Raw genomic sequence first — 14467 nt, forward strand, 5'->3', positions numbered from 1 at the left:
TGTCCCCGGCCGAGGAGCACGCATGGCACTGACCGTTCATTCCACCGTCGGCGACTGGCTCGACCACCCCGTGGGCGGCCGGATCCTCGCCGAGCTGCTCGCGCAGGGCGGCACCACGCCGGAGTCCCTCACCCCCGCCCGTGGCCTGCCGCTGGAGCAGCTCGTGGCCCTGTCGGGCGGCAAGCTCCCCGCCGAGGCGCTCGACGGCCTCGTCGCCGCGTACCGGGAGGCCGCTCCCGACGAGGTCGCCGAGGCGGGCACCGAGCGGCGGCCGGCCGGCTGGATCGAGCAGATCACCCCCGGCCGCTTCGCGGGCCAGACCGTCGTCGTGACCGGCGCCGCGTCCGGCATCGGCAGGGCCGTCGCGTCCCGGGTCGCCCGCGAGGGCGGCCGCGTCGTCGCAGCGGACCTCTCCGGCGACAAGCTCGGCGAGCTCGTCGCAGCGCTCGCCGACCTTCCCGCCGGCGCCGAGGTCGTCCCCGTCGCCGGTGACGTCTCCGACCAGGCCGACGTCGCCCGCATCGTCCTGGCGGCCGGCGACCGGATCGACGCCCTGGCCAACGTCGCCGGGATCATGGACGACATGTCCGCCGTCCACGAGGTCAGCGATGCCCTGTGGGAGCGCGTGCTGCGCGTGAACCTCGAGGGCACGATGCGGCTCACCCGCGCCGTCGTGCCGCACATGCTGGAGGCGAAGGAGGGGCGCATCGTCAACGTCGCGTCCGAGGCCGGCCTGCGCGGCTCGGCCGCCGGGGTCGCCTACACGGCGTCGAAGCACGCGGTCGTCGGCCTGACCAGGTCGACCGCCGTGATGTACGCGAAGAGCGGCATCCGGACCAACGCCGTGGCGCCCGGCGGCGTCGCAACGGGCATCCCCGTACCGGGCCAGGCGGAGTTCGGCGCTCCGGTCCTGCGGCCCCACCAGGTCAACATCCTGAGCCTCGCGACGGCAGAGGAGCTCGCCGCCTCCATCACGTTCCTCCTGTCCAGGGACTCGGTGAACCTCAACGGGGCGATCGTCGCCTCGGACGGCGGCTGGTCGGCGGTCTGACGCCGGGCTTCAGGTCCGGCCGGCTACGAGCGGCTCTCGATGTGCTCAGCCACGCGCTCCGCGAACCATTCTCGCTGTTTCCTCTGCCGCACCTTCTGCTCACGCAGGAGAGCCTTGGCGGTGGAGACGGCCAGCAGCACCAGCACGACGCTGAACGGGAGCGCCAACAGGATCGCCATGGTCTGCAACGCGCTCAGCGGATCGATGCCGGCGTCCGGATTGGCGGCGGCCGCCCGAGCGCCCACGACGAGCAGCACCGCCGCGACCGCACCCTCGACACAGCCCCAGAACGCACGGCTCCACTTGGGCGGGTCCGGGTTACCTCCCGAGGCGAGCATGTCCACCACGAACGACGCCGAGTCGGAGCTCGTGACGAAGAAGACCACGATCAGCGCGATCCCGAGCACGCTCAGGATCGTGGACCCGGGAAGAGTGTCGAACAGCTGGAACAGCGCGGTGTCGGTGCTGACGGTGCCGTCCTCGGCGATCATCCCGCCGCCGCCGAAGATCTCCTGGTACAGCGCCGAACCGCCGAGCACCGAGAACCACAGGAACGTCACCAGGGTGGGCACGAGGAGCACGCCCATCACGAACTCGCGGATCGTGCGGCCCTTGGAGATGCGGGCGATGAACACGCCGACGAACGGCGCCCAGCTCATCCACCAGCCCCAGTAGAACGTGGTCCAGCTGCCGAGCCAGGCCGCGCCGTCCTCCTGGAACGGGCGGGCGTTGAACGTGAGGATGAAGAAGTTCTGGAGGTACGAGCCGATCTGGGTCAAGAAGTCGCTCAGGATGAACACCGTGGGACCCGCGATGAGCACGAACGCGAGGATCGCCGTGGCGATGCCCATGTTGATGTTCGAGAGCCATTTGATGCCTTTGTCCACGCCCGTGACCACCGAGGTCACCGCGAGCGCCGTGATGACGATGATGAGCATGACCAGCAGCCAGGTGGTCGGCTCGTCGATGACCTCGAGATAGGCCAGGCCGGCGCCGATCTGGGTGACCCCGAGGCCGAGCGAGGTCGCGACGCCGAACAGCGTGCCCAGCACGGCGATCACGTCGATGACGTCGCCCCAGAAGCCGTTGATGCGGTTGCCGAGCAGCGGCCTGAGCGCCCAGCGGATCGAGACCGGGTTGCCGAGGCGGTGCACGGAGTAGGCGATGGCGAGGCCGACGACAACGTAGACGGCCCAGGCGTGCAGGCCCCAGTGCAGGAACGTGACGTCCATGGCCGCGCGGGCGGCGGCGGCCGGCGTGTCGGCGATGGCGCCAGGCGGTGTCACGCTGAAGTGGTTGAGGGGCTCCGCCACTCCCCAGAAGACGAGGCCGATTCCCATTCCGGCCGCGAACAGCATGGCGAACCAGGAGCCGAGCTTGAACTCCGGCTCGTCGTTGGGGTCCTTGCCGAGCACGATGCTGCCCATGGGCGAGACCGCGAGCCAGATGGCGAAGAAGACGCAGCCGGCGACCAGCCCGATGTAGTACCAGCCCAGGTCCTGGACGACGGTCTCGTTCGCTGCTGCGATCAGGTCGCCCATCTGCTCCGGGACGATCGCGGTGATCACCACGAAGGCGAGCAGCAGACCAGCCGCGGGGTAGAAGACCCGCGGCCCGTGGATCAGCCGGCGCCTGCCGACCCTGTCGGTAGGAGCGCCCTTTGTGCCTGTCTTGTGGTCAGACATGTGCGGCCTTTCGCTGTGAACATTTCTCAATCAATCGGATTCATTACCGACTTGTCACAGTCCAGAGCCCTTCTACCGTATCGAGGCTCGCGCTTCCTTGCTTCTTGAGCGCCGCGGGCGACGGCTACTCGAGCGCGTCGTCCGGCCACGTGTCGGGCCGCCCGATCCGCATCAGCGGTCGCACGAAGCAGAGAGCCACGACGACGCACGTCAGGGCACCGACCATCACCCAGAGCGTGGTGGCGATGCCCCATCCCTCGAGGAGCGCGCTGCCCACGACGGGCGCGGCCGGCGCGGCGATGAGCCCGGTCAGCCCGAGCAGGGAGGTGGCCCGGCCCATCATGCGGTCCGGCACGATCACGGTGAGGTAGCCGGTGAAGCCCGCGTTGAGCGCTGGGTAGAGGAACACCCCGACCGCCAGCATGGAGACGAAGACCCAGTAGGTCGGCGCGAGCGCCATGACGACCAGCGCGGCGACGAGCAGGCCGATGGTCAGGATCCCGAACCGGCCGACACGGGTGCGCCGGACCATCGGGCCCGCGAGAATCGCACCGGCCAGCATGCTGAGGCCCGCGCATGCGTCGACCAGCCCGATGAGTCGCGGATCGGTGCCGGTGCGCACCAGCTCGAGGTTGATCGCGACGATCAGGGCGATCGAGGTCAGGTTCAAGAGCGTGATCAGAACGAGCACCGCCCGGAACAGCGGAACGGCCCCGACGAACCGCAGGCCCTCGCGGAGGTCGGCCAGGGGACGCGTCCGCTCGGTCCGTTCGCGGTTGAGCGGCCTGCGCACGAACGAGACGGCGACCGCCTCGATCGCGTGCCCCACCACGGAGGCAGCGAACGGCAGCACGTGGGCCATGCCGTAGAGGAGCCCGCCGATCGGCCCGGCGAACAGGCCCACCGCAGCCATCCGCCCCTGGTTCACCGCCATCGCGTTCGCCATCTGCGCCGCGGGCACGACGGCACGCAACGCCCCGCCCGACGCCGGGTTCACGAACGCGCTCACCATCGAGGAGCCGAACAGCACCGCCGCCAGGTGCCAGGCGCTCAGGGATCCGGCGAGGCCGGCCACCAGGACCGTCGCCCAGAGGCCGGCGCCCGTCGTGGCGGCGAGCACCAGGAGCCGACGGCGGTCCACCCGGTCCGCGACGACGCCGGCAGGCAGCGTCGCGGCCAGCGCACCGACCTGTCCGATGCCGCTGACCAGGCCGGCCTGCGCCACCGAGCCGGTGACCTCGAACGCCAGCAGCGGCACCGCGAACGTGCCCACCCCTGCACCGATCGCCTGGGCGAACCGTCCGGTGGTGAGGAGCAGGTAGGCGCGGTTACGCCGCAGCGGGATGTCCGGCATCCCTGGGCCCGACGGCGGCACCTGCTCGGGCGGGACGTCCAGCGGGGCATCCGGTTGCATCTCTGGCGGGGTGACAGACGGGGTGTCCGGGTCCGGAGGGGCATCCGGGCGCAGGTCCGCCGGGGCATCCGGGTGCAGGTCCGCCGGGGCGTCCTGGGGCAGGTCCGCCGGGGCGTCCAGCGGGGCGGCAGTCATCGCCGCCCGAATCTCTGCGTTCACGCGGCACAACGTAGTGGCCGGGCACAGCAAGCGGGTGAAATGTCCACCCGCGCGTCGACACTGCGGTCAATCTCGGGCAGGTGTGCCCAGAGCCCAGCCCCACTCCCTGGCCGACTGCAGACTTGGTAGCGGCTCGTCGGCGCCACTGCAGAGTTCGTCGCGGTGACGGGCCCCGAAACAGCAACCAACTCTGCACTCGTCGATTGGCGGGGCAACCAAGTCTGCAGTCGGCCGCCCGGGGCCGACGGCAGGCTGCCCTAGCAGGGCCGGGCAAGTCCCGGCAGGGCACCTCCGGGCAAGTTCCGGCAGAACGACAGAACCGGCCCGGCAAGTCTCAGCAGAACCAGATCCCAGCAGGACAACCGCAGCGCAACCGCCCCCCGGCCTCAGCGGCCGATCGACGCCTTGCGGCCCGCCACGTAGAGCCCCTCGCGGGCGATCCGGCCGACGGTCTCGACCAGCAGCGCGCGCTCGGCGACCTTGATCCGTTCGGTCAGGGTCGGCTCGTCGTCGCCGTCGAGGACCGGCACCGCCGTCTGCGCGATGATCGGGCCGGTGTCCACGCCGTCGTCGACCAGGTGCACCGTGCAGCCGGTGACCTTCACGCCGTGGGCGAGCGTGTCACGGACCGGGTGCGCTCCGGGGAAGCTCGGCAGGAGGGCCGGGTGGGTGTTCATCATCCGGCCCTCGAACTTCCGCACGACGCTCGGGGCGAGGATGCGCATGAACCCCGCGAGGATCAGGTAGTCGGGCTGGAACACCGACACCGCTTCGAGGATGCCGTCGTTCCAGCCCGCCCGGTCGTCGAAGTCGTTCATGGCGACGACCGCGGACGCCACCCCGGCGTCGCGCGCCAGGTCGAGCGCTCCCGCCGTCGGCCGGTCCGTGACGACGCCGACGACGCGCGCTCCGTAGGACGCCTCCTGCTGGGCGGCGAGCAGGGCGGCGAGGTTGGATCCACCGCCCGAGGCGAGCACCACCAGGCGCTTGGCGGAACTGGACTCGACGGAGTGACCGGAGGGCGTCTGCACGGGCCCCAGCCTACTTTCCCGGACCGGTCCCGCGTGCCTCGCCCGGCGGATCGTGCGCAGGTCCCGGCGCGGGCGCGACGGCCGGGTCGGCGCCCGGTGCGCCCGACGGTTCGGCGTCGGAGGCGTCCGCGGCCTGGTCCAGCCCGAGCTCCGCTGCCAGGTCGGGCACCTCAGGTGCCGGTCCGCGGGGCTCGTCGGGGGCCTGCTCGGCGTCCGGCCGCTCGGGCTCCGGCCGGCGCAGCCATGCCGTCAGGTCCTCCCCGATGATGCCGCGCCGGGACACCACGTCGAGCTTGGCGCCGAGCAGCACGGCGGCGGCTCCCCCGCCCACCTCCGCCGCCACCAGGCCGGCGGTCGCCAGCGGGTTCGCGCCGACGTCGGACAGCCGGCCCGGGCCACCTGCTCCCGCCGCCGCCCACTGCCCCAGCAGCATGACGACGCCCGGCGTGACGACGATGCCGCAGAGCACCCAGCCGACGTCGGACCAGCGGACCAGCGTCGGTTCCAGGCGACGCCACGTGAACAGGCCCGCCGCCACTCCGCACGCCACCACGAGCACCGGGGTCCACGCACTGACCGGGTTGGCCCAGTCATCCCCCGGCAACGCTCCGAGGAGCGGGATCGCGGGCAGCGGACCGGAGATCGTGCCGAACGGAGTGAAGCTGGTCCCCACGCCGACGGCGAAGCCCGGTCCGGCGAGCCAGGCAGCCGCCCACAGGACGAGGTTGGGCAGCAGGGCGAGCTGGGCCACCGCGAACACGATGCCGCCGGTCCAGCCCGGTTCGAGGGCGGTGATGATGTCCGACGAGGTGGCACGGCCCGCCAGCGCCCACCCCGCGACCAGGAGCGCCGCCCCACCGATCAGCAGCGCGACGGCCACGGCACCGCCCCGTAGCCCGAGCCGCAGCGTCGCAGGCACGAGGTCGATACCGGTGAGCCTTCTGGTCACCACCTCCGCCCGTTCGCCGAGCTCGACGAGGGTCGGGGCGTCGGGGCGGGCCAGGATCCCGAGCAGCATCCCGGCCCCGCCCATCACCAGGCCGGCGAGGGCCGCCGTCGGGAGCGACCAGCCGGGGGCGGTGCCCGCCATGGCCGCCACCGCCGTCGTGCCCAGGGCGTACGTGACCGCGCCCGCCGCCCAGGCGCGCACGGTCGTGGTGGCGAAGCGCTTGGCCGAGACGTACGTGGCGAACAGTGCAAGGGTCGCGACGCCGAGCGGTGCGAGGGTGACGGTCACGGCGTCGGCCGTGAGCGGGACGCCGTGGCTCAGCAGCCAGATACCCATCGCGACGTCGACCGCCGAGCCCACCTGGGCGTCGTCGTCAGGGGCGCCCGTCGGCGTGGCGAGCGTCGCCGTGCCGACGAGGTAGGCGACCACCGCGGGGAGCACCACGACGGCGAGCGACAGAACCAGGGCCTGACCGGCCGAGACGATGCCGGCGACGATGTCGGACAGCCGGGCCGGACGGGGCTCCGCCGGCGTCGGCTCCTCGACCAGCCGGCTGCGGCGGGCGGTCGACCGGCTGGCCGGGCGACTCGTCCGGGCGCCGGGGGTGCGGGTGGCCGCGCTCGGGCGGGGTGGTGCGCTCACGAGCCAATCTTCACCCGCCCGGTGCTGTCACACCGGGGACCCGCCTCGGCGTGGCCCGGGTGAAGTTCGGGAAAAATCACGGCGAGACATGGATTTGTGCGCGGGTCCTGGTGTAAATGGGCCAATTCGTCGAGCGCGGGGCAGGTGGTGGCTCAGCGACGTGAACCACCACCTACCCCGCACTCAACGAAGGGTGCAGACCGTCAGAGAGACTGCAGGATCTCTCGCATGAGGTCAGCGGTCTCGGTCGGCGTCTTGCCGACCTTGACGCCGACGGCCTCGAGGGCCTCCTTCTTCGCCGCGGCGGTGCCGGACGAGCCGGACACGATCGCACCGGCGTGACCCATCGTCTTGCCCTCGGGGGCGGTGAAGCCCGCGACGTAGCCGACGACCGGCTTGGTGACGTGCTCCTTGATGTAGGCCGCCGCACGCTCCTCGGCGTCGCCGCCGATCTCGCCGATCATCACGATCGCCTTGGTCTCCGGGTCGTTCTCGAAGGCCTCGAGCGCGTCGATGTGCGTGGTACCGACGATCGGGTCGCCGCCGATGCCGATGGCGGTCGAGAAGCCGAGGTCCTTCAGCTCGTACATCATCTGGTAGGTCAGCGTGCCCGACTTCGACACGAGACCGATCGGGCCCTTGCCCGTGATGGTGTGCGGGGTGATGCCGGCCAGCGACTCACCCGGGGTGATGATGCCGGGGCAGTTCGGCCCGATCATCCGGGTCTCCTTGCCCTGGAGGTAGGCCCACACCTCGGCGGTGTCCTGCACCGGCACGCCCTCGGTGATGACCACGAGCAGGCCGATGCCCGCGTCGATGGCCTCGATGGCCGCGTCCTTGGTGAAGGCCGGGGGCACGAAGACGACGGAGACGTCCGCGCCGGTCTCGGCCATGGCCTCCTTGACGGTGCCGAAGACGGGCAGCGTGACGTCGTTGCCCTCGTGGTCCTTGTGCTCCACGGTGGTGCCGGCCTTGCGGGCGTTCACGCCACCGACGATCGTCGCGCCGGAGTCGAGCATGAGGGCGGTGTGCTTGGCACCCATGCCACCCGTGATGCCCTGGACGATGATCTTCGAGTCCTGGTTCAGGTAGATCGACATTGTCTTCTAATCTCTGCTTTCGAAGTCTTCGCGGGCGATCAGGCGTTGGCCAGCTGGGCGGCCTTGTCGGCGCCGCCGTCCATGGTGTCGGCAAGGGTGACGAGCGGGTGGTTGCGCTCGGTCAGGATCTGGCGCCCCAGCTCGACGTTGTTGCCGTCGAGACGGACCACCAGCGGCTTGGTCGCGGTGTCGCCCAGCAGGTCGAGCGCGCCCACGATGCCGTTGGCCACCTCGTCGCACGCGGTGATGCCGCCGAAGACGTTCACGAACACTGCCTTGACCTGCTCGTCGCCGAGGATGACGTCGAGCCCGTTCGCCATGACCTTGGCGTTCGCGCCGCCGCCGATGTCGAGGAAGTTGGCGGGCTTCACGCCGCCGTGCTTCTCGCCGGCGTACGCGACGACGTCGAGCGTGGACATGACCAGGCCCGCTCCGTTGCCGATGATGCCGACCTCGCCGTCGAGCTTGACGTAGTTGAGGTCGTTCTCCTTGGCCTTGGCCTCGAGCGGGTCGGCGGCGGCCGAGTCCTCGAGCTCCGCGTGGTCCGCGTGACGGAAGCCGGCGTTCTCGTCGAGCGTGACCTTGCCGTCGAGGGCGACGATCTCGCCGTCCTCGGTCTTGACCAGGGGGTTCACCTCGACGAGCGTGGCGTCCTCAGCCTTGAACACGGTCCAGAGGCCGCGGATGACCTCGGCGACCTTGCCCTTGATGTCGTCGGCGAAGCCGGCGGCGTCCACGATCTCCGCGGCCTTGGCCTCGTCGATGCCGACGGCCGGGTCGACGGCGATGCGGGCCAGCGCCTCGGGGCGCTCGACGGCCAGCTGCTCGATCTCCACACCGCCCTCGACGGAGCACATCGCGAGGTAGTTGCGGTTCGACCGGTCCAGGAGCACGGAGAAGTAGAACTCCTCGGCGATCTTGGCACCCTGCGCCACCATCACGCGGTGCACGGTGTGGCCCTTGATGTCCATGCCGAGGATCTCGCCGGCCTTCTCAGCGGTCTCTTCGGGCGAGTGGGCCAGCTTGACGCCGCCCGCCTTGCCACGACCACCGGTCTTGACCTGGGCCTTCACGACGACAGTTCCGCCGCCCAGCTTCTCGGCGCCTTCGCGAGCCTCTTCGGGGGTCGTCGCGACAACCCCACCCAGCACGGGCACGCCGTGCTTCTCGAAGATGTCGCGCGCCTGGTATTCGAACAGGTCCACCCTGCTGCGTCCTTCCATCGGGATGCGGCCCTCGGACGTCGTAGGCGCCCGGAGCCCGGCTGAAGCGATGTCTCGACGTCAAGACATCCCGGTACAGGGTAGCCCTGGATCGCCCGTGGTTCCGAACGAAGCGGCGGTATTCCGCGGTTCGTCGCCAGCCGGCCTCCGACCTGTGGCGCATGTCTCGGCAACGAGGGGTCAGACGCCCGGTCCAGCCGGGTGCCTCGTGCCTTCGTCACGTCGAGAGCACGTCAACTTGGGTTGACAGATGTGGCTTCTGTCAACCATGGTTGACACATGAGCCAGCAAGCACTCGTCGCATCCGCCGCCGGGGACGACCCCGCCGACGGGCTGCGCGCCGTCCGGGCCCTGCGCGAGCTGGCCGATCGCCTCGAGGCGCTCCAGGTGGAACGCGCGCGGCGTCTCGGCTGGTCGTGGCAGGAGATCGCCGCCGCCCTCGGCGTGTCCCGGCAAGCCGTCCACAAGAAGCACAACAGGAGGATCTGATGTTCGAGAGATTCACGAAGGACGCCCGCTCCGCCGTCGTCGATGCCCAGATGGTTGCCCGCTCCGCGCACAGCGACCAGATCGACAGCCGCCACCTGCTCGTCGCGCTCGCCGAGAGCGAGGGCCCTGCCCGGACCGCCCTGTCCGACGGCGGCCTCGACGTGGCCGACGTCGTCACGCGTGCCAGGGCGAGCATCGAGGCGGGGGACGCACTCGACCCCGGCGCGCTGGCCGCCGTCGGGATCGACCTCGACGAGGTCACGCGCAGGACCGAGGCCACCTTCGGCAAGGGCGCGCTCACCCGCGCCGGGCGCATCCTGCGCGGGCGCCGCAAGCACATCCCGTTCACCGCGGACGCGAAGAAGTCGCTCGAACTCTCGCTGCGCGAGGCGATCCGCCTGGGCTCCAAGGAGATCAACGGCGGGCACCTGCTGCTCGGCCTCACGCGCGCCGAGTCCCCGGCCCGCAACCTCCTGTCCGACGCCGGCGCCGACGTCGAGCGGGTCCGTCGCCTCGCGGAGGGCACGGGCAAGGCGGCGTGACGGCCGTGCACTCGACCGAACTCATCGACTTCGGTCGGTTGCCCTGAGATCGGTCCTTCGATTGACCGATCTCAGGGCAACGGACCGATCTCATCTGCAACGAGCTCATCCTCGATAGGCACGTGCCCTCGGCGCTACGCTCGGACACGTCCGGGACGTCCCGCGGCAGAACCCTCTGGGGATCCCATGCCACGAGCACGGAGACGTGCCTCGCTCGCCCCGATCACGCTCGTCGCCCTCCTGGCAGCGTGCACTGACTGGCAACATCCAGAGGTACAGCGTGCCGACGGATTCATCGCGATGATCCGTACGACGCCCATCGACGAGGACAGTGACGCAGAGGTTGGTGGGGAGCTCGTCACCAACGATGCCGGCTGTGCCGGCATTTCGAGGGGTGACACTTTCTATCCGGTCCTGTGGCCCGAGGGCACCTCCGTATCCGAGGAGGGACTGACGTTCCCCGACGGCACAAGCGTCGAGCCGGGTGGCACGTGGAGCGGCAGCGGCGGAGAGGGCTTCCTCCCTGCCGAAAACTATCCGGACATCCCGGAAGAGTGCGTAGGCAGCCCCGAGACGATGACGGTCGTCGCGAACACGGCGTCCGGCTCGTAACGAGCACAGCTCAGTCGAGCAAGCCGCGTAGTCACCAAGCCGAGTGGTCACCGCGCGACAGCTTGCGGAATGCCTGCAAATTACCCGCTTTGCACCGCTACGATCATGCGCCATGAAGCATGCCCGCAATGCCGGCCCCGACCTCGCGTTCCGGCTCGGCCGGCGCGTGATCACGGCGGTCGCCGACGACATGTCGACGACGCAGCGCGTCGGGGCCGGCGTGGTCGCGGCGCTCGTCGCCATCTCCCCGTTCGGAGCGTGGAGCGAGGTGGAGGCTCAGGCCGACCCGCTGACCGCCGGCACGCCCGTCGAGGTGGGACCGTTCGAGGTGACCGTCGTCAGGGCGGCTACCGCCGATGAGCTCGGCCACCTCGTGCCGCAGCCGGGCAACCGGATGCTGGCCGTCGTCGCGGACGTCACCAACACCGGCGACGTCCCCGAGTACGGCGTAACCCTGAGCAGCGCCGTCCCGGCTCCCCAGGGTGCAGGGATCGTGCCGGAGGAACCGCTCACGGGCCTTGGCGCCGATCCTGCGACCGACAGCGGCGCGGGCGCCGCGCCCGACGGGGAGGCCGGTCCCCCGGCGGAACCGTCACCGGCCGCCTCCCCCGGCGAGCCGGGCGCCTCCGAGGAGCCCGAGCTCCCGTCCGCGACGATCGTCAACATCGAGGACGGCACCAGCATCAGCATCCTCAACCCGGGGGTCACGCACCGGGTCGCGCTGATCTGGGAGCAGAGCGGCACGTGGTCGGGTACGGAGCTGCCGCTCGAGCTGGTCGAGCTGGAATGGGTGGAGGAAGACCCGCTGGGCCTGGACGACGGGCACTGGTTCGCGAACGAGATCGCCTTCCAGGGGCAGATCCCGGTCCAGCCCGCCACGCCGGACGCCGACGCCGACGAGCAGGGCGCGAGCAGCGAGGCGGGTCAGCAGTGAGGCACGGACGCCGCCGGATCACGTGGAAGGGCACTGCGCTCGTCGTCGGCGCGGTGACTGCAGGCTGTGCGCTCGTGACGTACGTGCCGCAGGGCGAGGGCGTGGACGCGCCGTTCCTCGTCGAGGGCGAGGTCGGCCAGACGCTCGATCTCACGTATGCCGAGCTGACCGTGACCGACGTGCGGGTCGCCGACGTCCTGACGAGCCCCGCCGAAGCGGCGGCCGCCGCCGGCACCTTCCTCGTGGTCGACGCGACCTGGCGCGCCACGCAGGGCGAGACGACGTTCAGCGGGGCCGAGGTCACCGACGAGCAGGGGCGCAGGTTCTGGCCGAGCACGCGAGGCGGCTGCTCGACGTCGGCCAGCGCCCAGCCGGGCTACGCGTGGCGCACCACGTACTGCTTCGACGTGCCGCGCGACGCGCTGGAGGGGGCGACGGTGCGCCTCGCCCGCGGCGACCAGACCGAGGAGCACGGCGGCCAGCGGCGCGACGCCGTCGCCGTGGTCGATCTCGACATCACGCCGGGCAAGGCGGACCAGCTGTGGGACGCGGCCGAGACGGTGTCGCCGGAGGCGCCGGGCTACGCCGCGGCGAGCACGGGAGGTGCCGAGGAATGACGACTCTCGTGACCCCTGCGGCGCCGGGCCCCGGCCACGGAGCTCCGCCCGGAGCGGCTCCGAGCCTGCGGCCCGGGATGCTCCCCGGGAGCGTCCCGCCCGACCTTCCGGCGCCCGCGCATCGCGCGGGCTGGTGGCGGCGCAACGCCGTCTGGCTGGTGCTGCTGCCGGTCGCGGTCGTGGTGGCCGCTGGAGCGTCGTCGTTCCGGGTCTGGGCGTACTGGTGGCCCGTCGGCCTGCACCACGAGGTGGACCGGGTGACCGTCGGTGAACCGGCACACCTGGCCGGCGAGTACTACGACCTCGGGTTCGACGTGCCGGAGCGGGCGAACACCACGGTGCTGCGGGAGATCGACGCGACGGTGACGGGCATCGAACGGGTGGAGCGGCTGCCGGCGCCCAGCTACGGCGACCCCGTCCTGATTCCCGACGGGTCCGTCGCGTACGAGGTGCAGGTCCACTTCGCTGCCGACCCGCAGACCGACGTCTCGCTGTGCCAGATCATCCTCGTGGCCGAGGACGGCACGCGGTACGGGGAGTCGACGACGGACGTGCTGGGCAGCTCCAACCGCTGCTCGACGCCGGAGGCGGAGGGCTTCGTCAGCGAGCAGCCCGAGTGGGACGTGTCGTCGTTCGTGCTCGCCGATCCCGGCGCGGAGATCACGCAGGTGCGACTGGGGTTCGGCGGGCCCGAGTATGTGACGGTCGATCTGCCGTAGCCGCCTCCTCCTCGCGCACCACGAGCCCGCGCTCGACCAGCACCTCGACGGTCGCGGCGATCAGTGCAGCGGCCAGCGCGAGGGAGAGGGCGAGGCCGGCGGCCGCCTCCATGGTGCTGAACGCCAGCCAGGTGTTGGTCTCGACGGGTCCGGTCACGGCGCGTACGAGCCAACCGACGGCCTGGGGCACCCGCATCAGGACCAGATAGCCGAGACAGAAGACGAGCATGGGGCCGAGGCCGCCCTCCACGATCATCTTCACGCCGTTCCACAGGGCGGAGAAGCGGGCCCGCAGGTCGTCGGTGAGGGACTCCAGGACCGCGCGCAGCCCGGACGGCAGCCAGGTCATGCGGTCGAGCCAGCGGTGCTCGGTCGACGGCGGCTCCATCAGCTTGTGTCCCAGCACCACGGCACCGATCGCGAGCCACGCCAGGGGCGCGACGAGGACGACGTCGAGCGACTCGAACACCGTCACCGCCCCCTCCGCCGCGAACGCGACCGCCTCGTTGCCGGTCTCGCCCACCGCCTCCTGGGCGACGCCGACCGTGCCGACGGCAGCCGCCACGAGCTGCCGGTCCGTCGCGACGTCCCACAGGCCCAGCTCGATGGCTTCGATCTGGCCGGCGACCTGGCTGGTCCAGTAGATCTCGAGGCACCCGCCGAGCACGGCGAAACCCAGGAACCGCAGCTTGCCCTCGAGCCTGCCGAGCAGCCAGCGCAGCAGGAACGCGACCACCACGATGCCGACGAGGGTCCAGCCGGACCAGACACCGAGCCGGGAGGTCCAGTCGAGGCCGCCAGGGGTGAACAGGTCGTTGAACAGCTCGTCGGCCGAGGCCTCGTTGATGAACCGGTCCCGGTCGGCGTCCATCAGGCCTTCGACCTCGTAGACCAGGAGGAACGGGACCAGCACGGACAGCGCGACGTCGATGAGGCGCCGTTCGCGCCGTTCCGACGGCATCATCGGGGCGCCGTGGGCGGGAAGCATGCCGGGGACCGGGCCGGCGGTCCCGGGCGCCGGCCCGACGGCCCCGGCTCCCTGGCCGGGCGCCGCGCTCAGGTGCGGCAGGGACTGGCGGCAGACCCACAGCATCCCGATGACGGGCATCAGGTACCCGAGCGGGCTGATGATCAGCAGGAGCTGCGCCACGAACGAGTTCCACTGGCTCAGCTCGACGGCGCCCCACATCGCTCCGTTGCGCACGGCGACGCCGAGCAGCCCCAGCGTCAGGAGCGCGGGCCAGTGCGCCACGAACAGGCGGCCGGCGGAGACCAGGATCCTCATGGCGACACATAGTGG

General features: G+C 71.2%; 14 protein-coding genes. 7 read left to right on the forward strand and 7 right to left on the reverse strand.

Going from position 1 to position 14467, the window contains the following annotated elements; genetic code table 11:
* Positions 1-22: 22 nt before the first annotated feature.
* Entirely contained in the window at positions 23-1051 is a 1029-nt protein-coding gene (locus tag ACFS27_RS26790; RefSeq protein WP_377190046.1) for an SDR family NAD(P)-dependent oxidoreductase, read from the forward strand.
* Between the two features lie 23 nt (positions 1052-1074).
* On the opposite strand, the gene ACFS27_RS26795 is transcribed toward ACFS27_RS26790, so the two are convergent.
* The 6 genes from ACFS27_RS26795 to sucC all read right to left on the reverse strand — a co-directional run bounded on the left by ACFS27_RS26795 (position 1075) and on the right by sucC (position 9236).
* Positions 1075-2736, reverse strand: coding sequence for a BCCT family transporter (locus ACFS27_RS26795; RefSeq protein ID WP_377190048.1), 1662 nt, complete (start codon positions 2734-2736; stop codon positions 1075-1077).
* A 124-nt stretch (positions 2737-2860) separates the two neighbouring features.
* The gene (locus ACFS27_RS26800; RefSeq protein ID WP_377190050.1) at positions 2861-4309 is read right to left on the reverse strand and encodes an MFS transporter; all 1449 of its coding nucleotides are present in this window, start codon (positions 4307-4309) and stop codon (positions 2861-2863) included.
* A 386-nt stretch (positions 4310-4695) separates the two neighbouring features.
* Entirely contained in the window at positions 4696-5340 is a 645-nt protein-coding gene (purN, locus tag ACFS27_RS26805; protein ID WP_377190052.1) for a phosphoribosylglycinamide formyltransferase, read from the reverse strand.
* A 10-nt stretch (positions 5341-5350) separates the two neighbouring features.
* Positions 5351-6931 (reverse strand): cell division protein PerM, encoded by a 1581-nt coding sequence (locus ACFS27_RS26810; protein WP_377190054.1) that lies wholly within the window; start codon positions 6929-6931, stop codon positions 5351-5353.
* Positions 6932-7134: 203 nt separating this feature from the next.
* Positions 7135-8031: a succinate--CoA ligase subunit alpha gene (gene sucD / locus ACFS27_RS26815; protein ID WP_377190056.1), complete on the reverse strand. Its 897-nt coding sequence runs from the start codon at positions 8029-8031 to the stop codon at positions 7135-7137.
* A 38-nt stretch (positions 8032-8069) separates the two neighbouring features.
* A complete protein-coding gene (gene sucC, locus ACFS27_RS26820; RefSeq protein WP_377190058.1) occupies positions 8070-9236 on the reverse strand; it encodes an ADP-forming succinate--CoA ligase subunit beta in 1167 nt (388 codons plus the stop codon).
* Positions 9237-9533: 297 nt separating this feature from the next.
* Between sucC and ACFS27_RS26825 the strand changes: the two genes are divergently transcribed.
* The 6 genes from ACFS27_RS26825 to ACFS27_RS26850 all read left to right on the forward strand — a co-directional run bounded on the left by ACFS27_RS26825 (position 9534) and on the right by ACFS27_RS26850 (position 13167).
* The gene (locus ACFS27_RS26825) at positions 9534-9743 is read left to right on the forward strand and encodes a helix-turn-helix domain-containing protein (RefSeq protein ID WP_253868885.1); all 210 of its coding nucleotides are present in this window, start codon (positions 9534-9536) and stop codon (positions 9741-9743) included.
* The gene (locus ACFS27_RS26830) at positions 9743-10285 is read left to right on the forward strand and encodes a Clp protease N-terminal domain-containing protein (protein WP_377190060.1); all 543 of its coding nucleotides are present in this window, start codon (positions 9743-9745) and stop codon (positions 10283-10285) included. Before ACFS27_RS26825 ends, ACFS27_RS26830 begins: the two co-directional genes overlap by 1 nt.
* A gap of 300 nt (positions 10286-10585) precedes the next feature.
* The gene (locus ACFS27_RS26835) at positions 10586-10897 is read left to right on the forward strand and encodes a hypothetical protein (RefSeq protein WP_377190062.1); all 312 of its coding nucleotides are present in this window, start codon (positions 10586-10588) and stop codon (positions 10895-10897) included.
* A 112-nt stretch (positions 10898-11009) separates the two neighbouring features.
* The gene (locus ACFS27_RS26840; protein WP_377190064.1) at positions 11010-11831 is read left to right on the forward strand and encodes a hypothetical protein; all 822 of its coding nucleotides are present in this window, start codon (positions 11010-11012) and stop codon (positions 11829-11831) included.
* A complete protein-coding gene (locus tag ACFS27_RS26845) occupies positions 11828-12448 on the forward strand; it encodes a hypothetical protein (protein WP_377190065.1) in 621 nt (206 codons plus the stop codon). Before ACFS27_RS26840 ends, ACFS27_RS26845 begins: the two co-directional genes overlap by 4 nt.
* Positions 12445-13167, forward strand: coding sequence for a hypothetical protein (locus ACFS27_RS26850; RefSeq protein WP_377190067.1), 723 nt, complete (start codon positions 12445-12447; stop codon positions 13165-13167). The genes ACFS27_RS26845 and ACFS27_RS26850 overlap by 4 nt, the downstream gene beginning before the upstream one ends.
* Here the strand turns inward: ACFS27_RS26850 and ACFS27_RS26855 are convergent.
* Entirely contained in the window at positions 13109-14452 is a 1344-nt protein-coding gene (locus tag ACFS27_RS26855) for a hypothetical protein (RefSeq protein ID WP_377190069.1), read from the reverse strand. The genes ACFS27_RS26850 and ACFS27_RS26855 overlap by 59 nt on opposite strands.
* Positions 14453-14467 lie beyond the last annotated feature (15 nt).

Origin of the sequence: Promicromonospora vindobonensis, from assembly GCF_042685865.1 — a bacterium.
Classification (GTDB): Bacteria; Actinomycetota; Actinomycetes; order Actinomycetales; family Cellulomonadaceae; genus Promicromonospora; species Promicromonospora vindobonensis.

Excerpts from the sequence above, each read along its gene's own strand:
- ACFS27_RS26790 (WP_377190046.1), top strand. The coding sequence starts at position 23 with ATGGCACTGACCGTTCATTCCACCGTCGGCGACTGGCTCGACCACCCC.
- ACFS27_RS26795 (WP_377190048.1), bottom strand. The coding sequence starts at position 2,736 with ATGTCTGACCACAAGACAGGCACAAAGGGCGCTCCTACCGACAGGGTC.
- sucD (WP_377190056.1), bottom strand. The coding sequence starts at position 8,031 with ATGTCGATCTACCTGAACCAGGACTCGAAGATCATCGTCCAGGGCATC.
- ACFS27_RS26825 (WP_253868885.1), top strand. The coding sequence starts at position 9,534 with ATGAGCCAGCAAGCACTCGTCGCATCCGCCGCCGGGGACGACCCCGCC.
- ACFS27_RS26830 (WP_377190060.1), top strand. The coding sequence starts at position 9,743 with ATGTTCGAGAGATTCACGAAGGACGCCCGCTCCGCCGTCGTCGATGCC.
- ACFS27_RS26835 (WP_377190062.1), top strand. The coding sequence starts at position 10,586 with ATGATCCGTACGACGCCCATCGACGAGGACAGTGACGCAGAGGTTGGT.
- ACFS27_RS26840 (WP_377190064.1), top strand. The coding sequence starts at position 11,010 with ATGAAGCATGCCCGCAATGCCGGCCCCGACCTCGCGTTCCGGCTCGGC.
- ACFS27_RS26850 (WP_377190067.1), top strand. The coding sequence starts at position 12,445 with ATGACGACTCTCGTGACCCCTGCGGCGCCGGGCCCCGGCCACGGAGCT.
- ACFS27_RS26855 (WP_377190069.1), bottom strand. The coding sequence starts at position 14,452 with ATGAGGATCCTGGTCTCCGCCGGCCGCCTGTTCGTGGCGCACTGGCCC.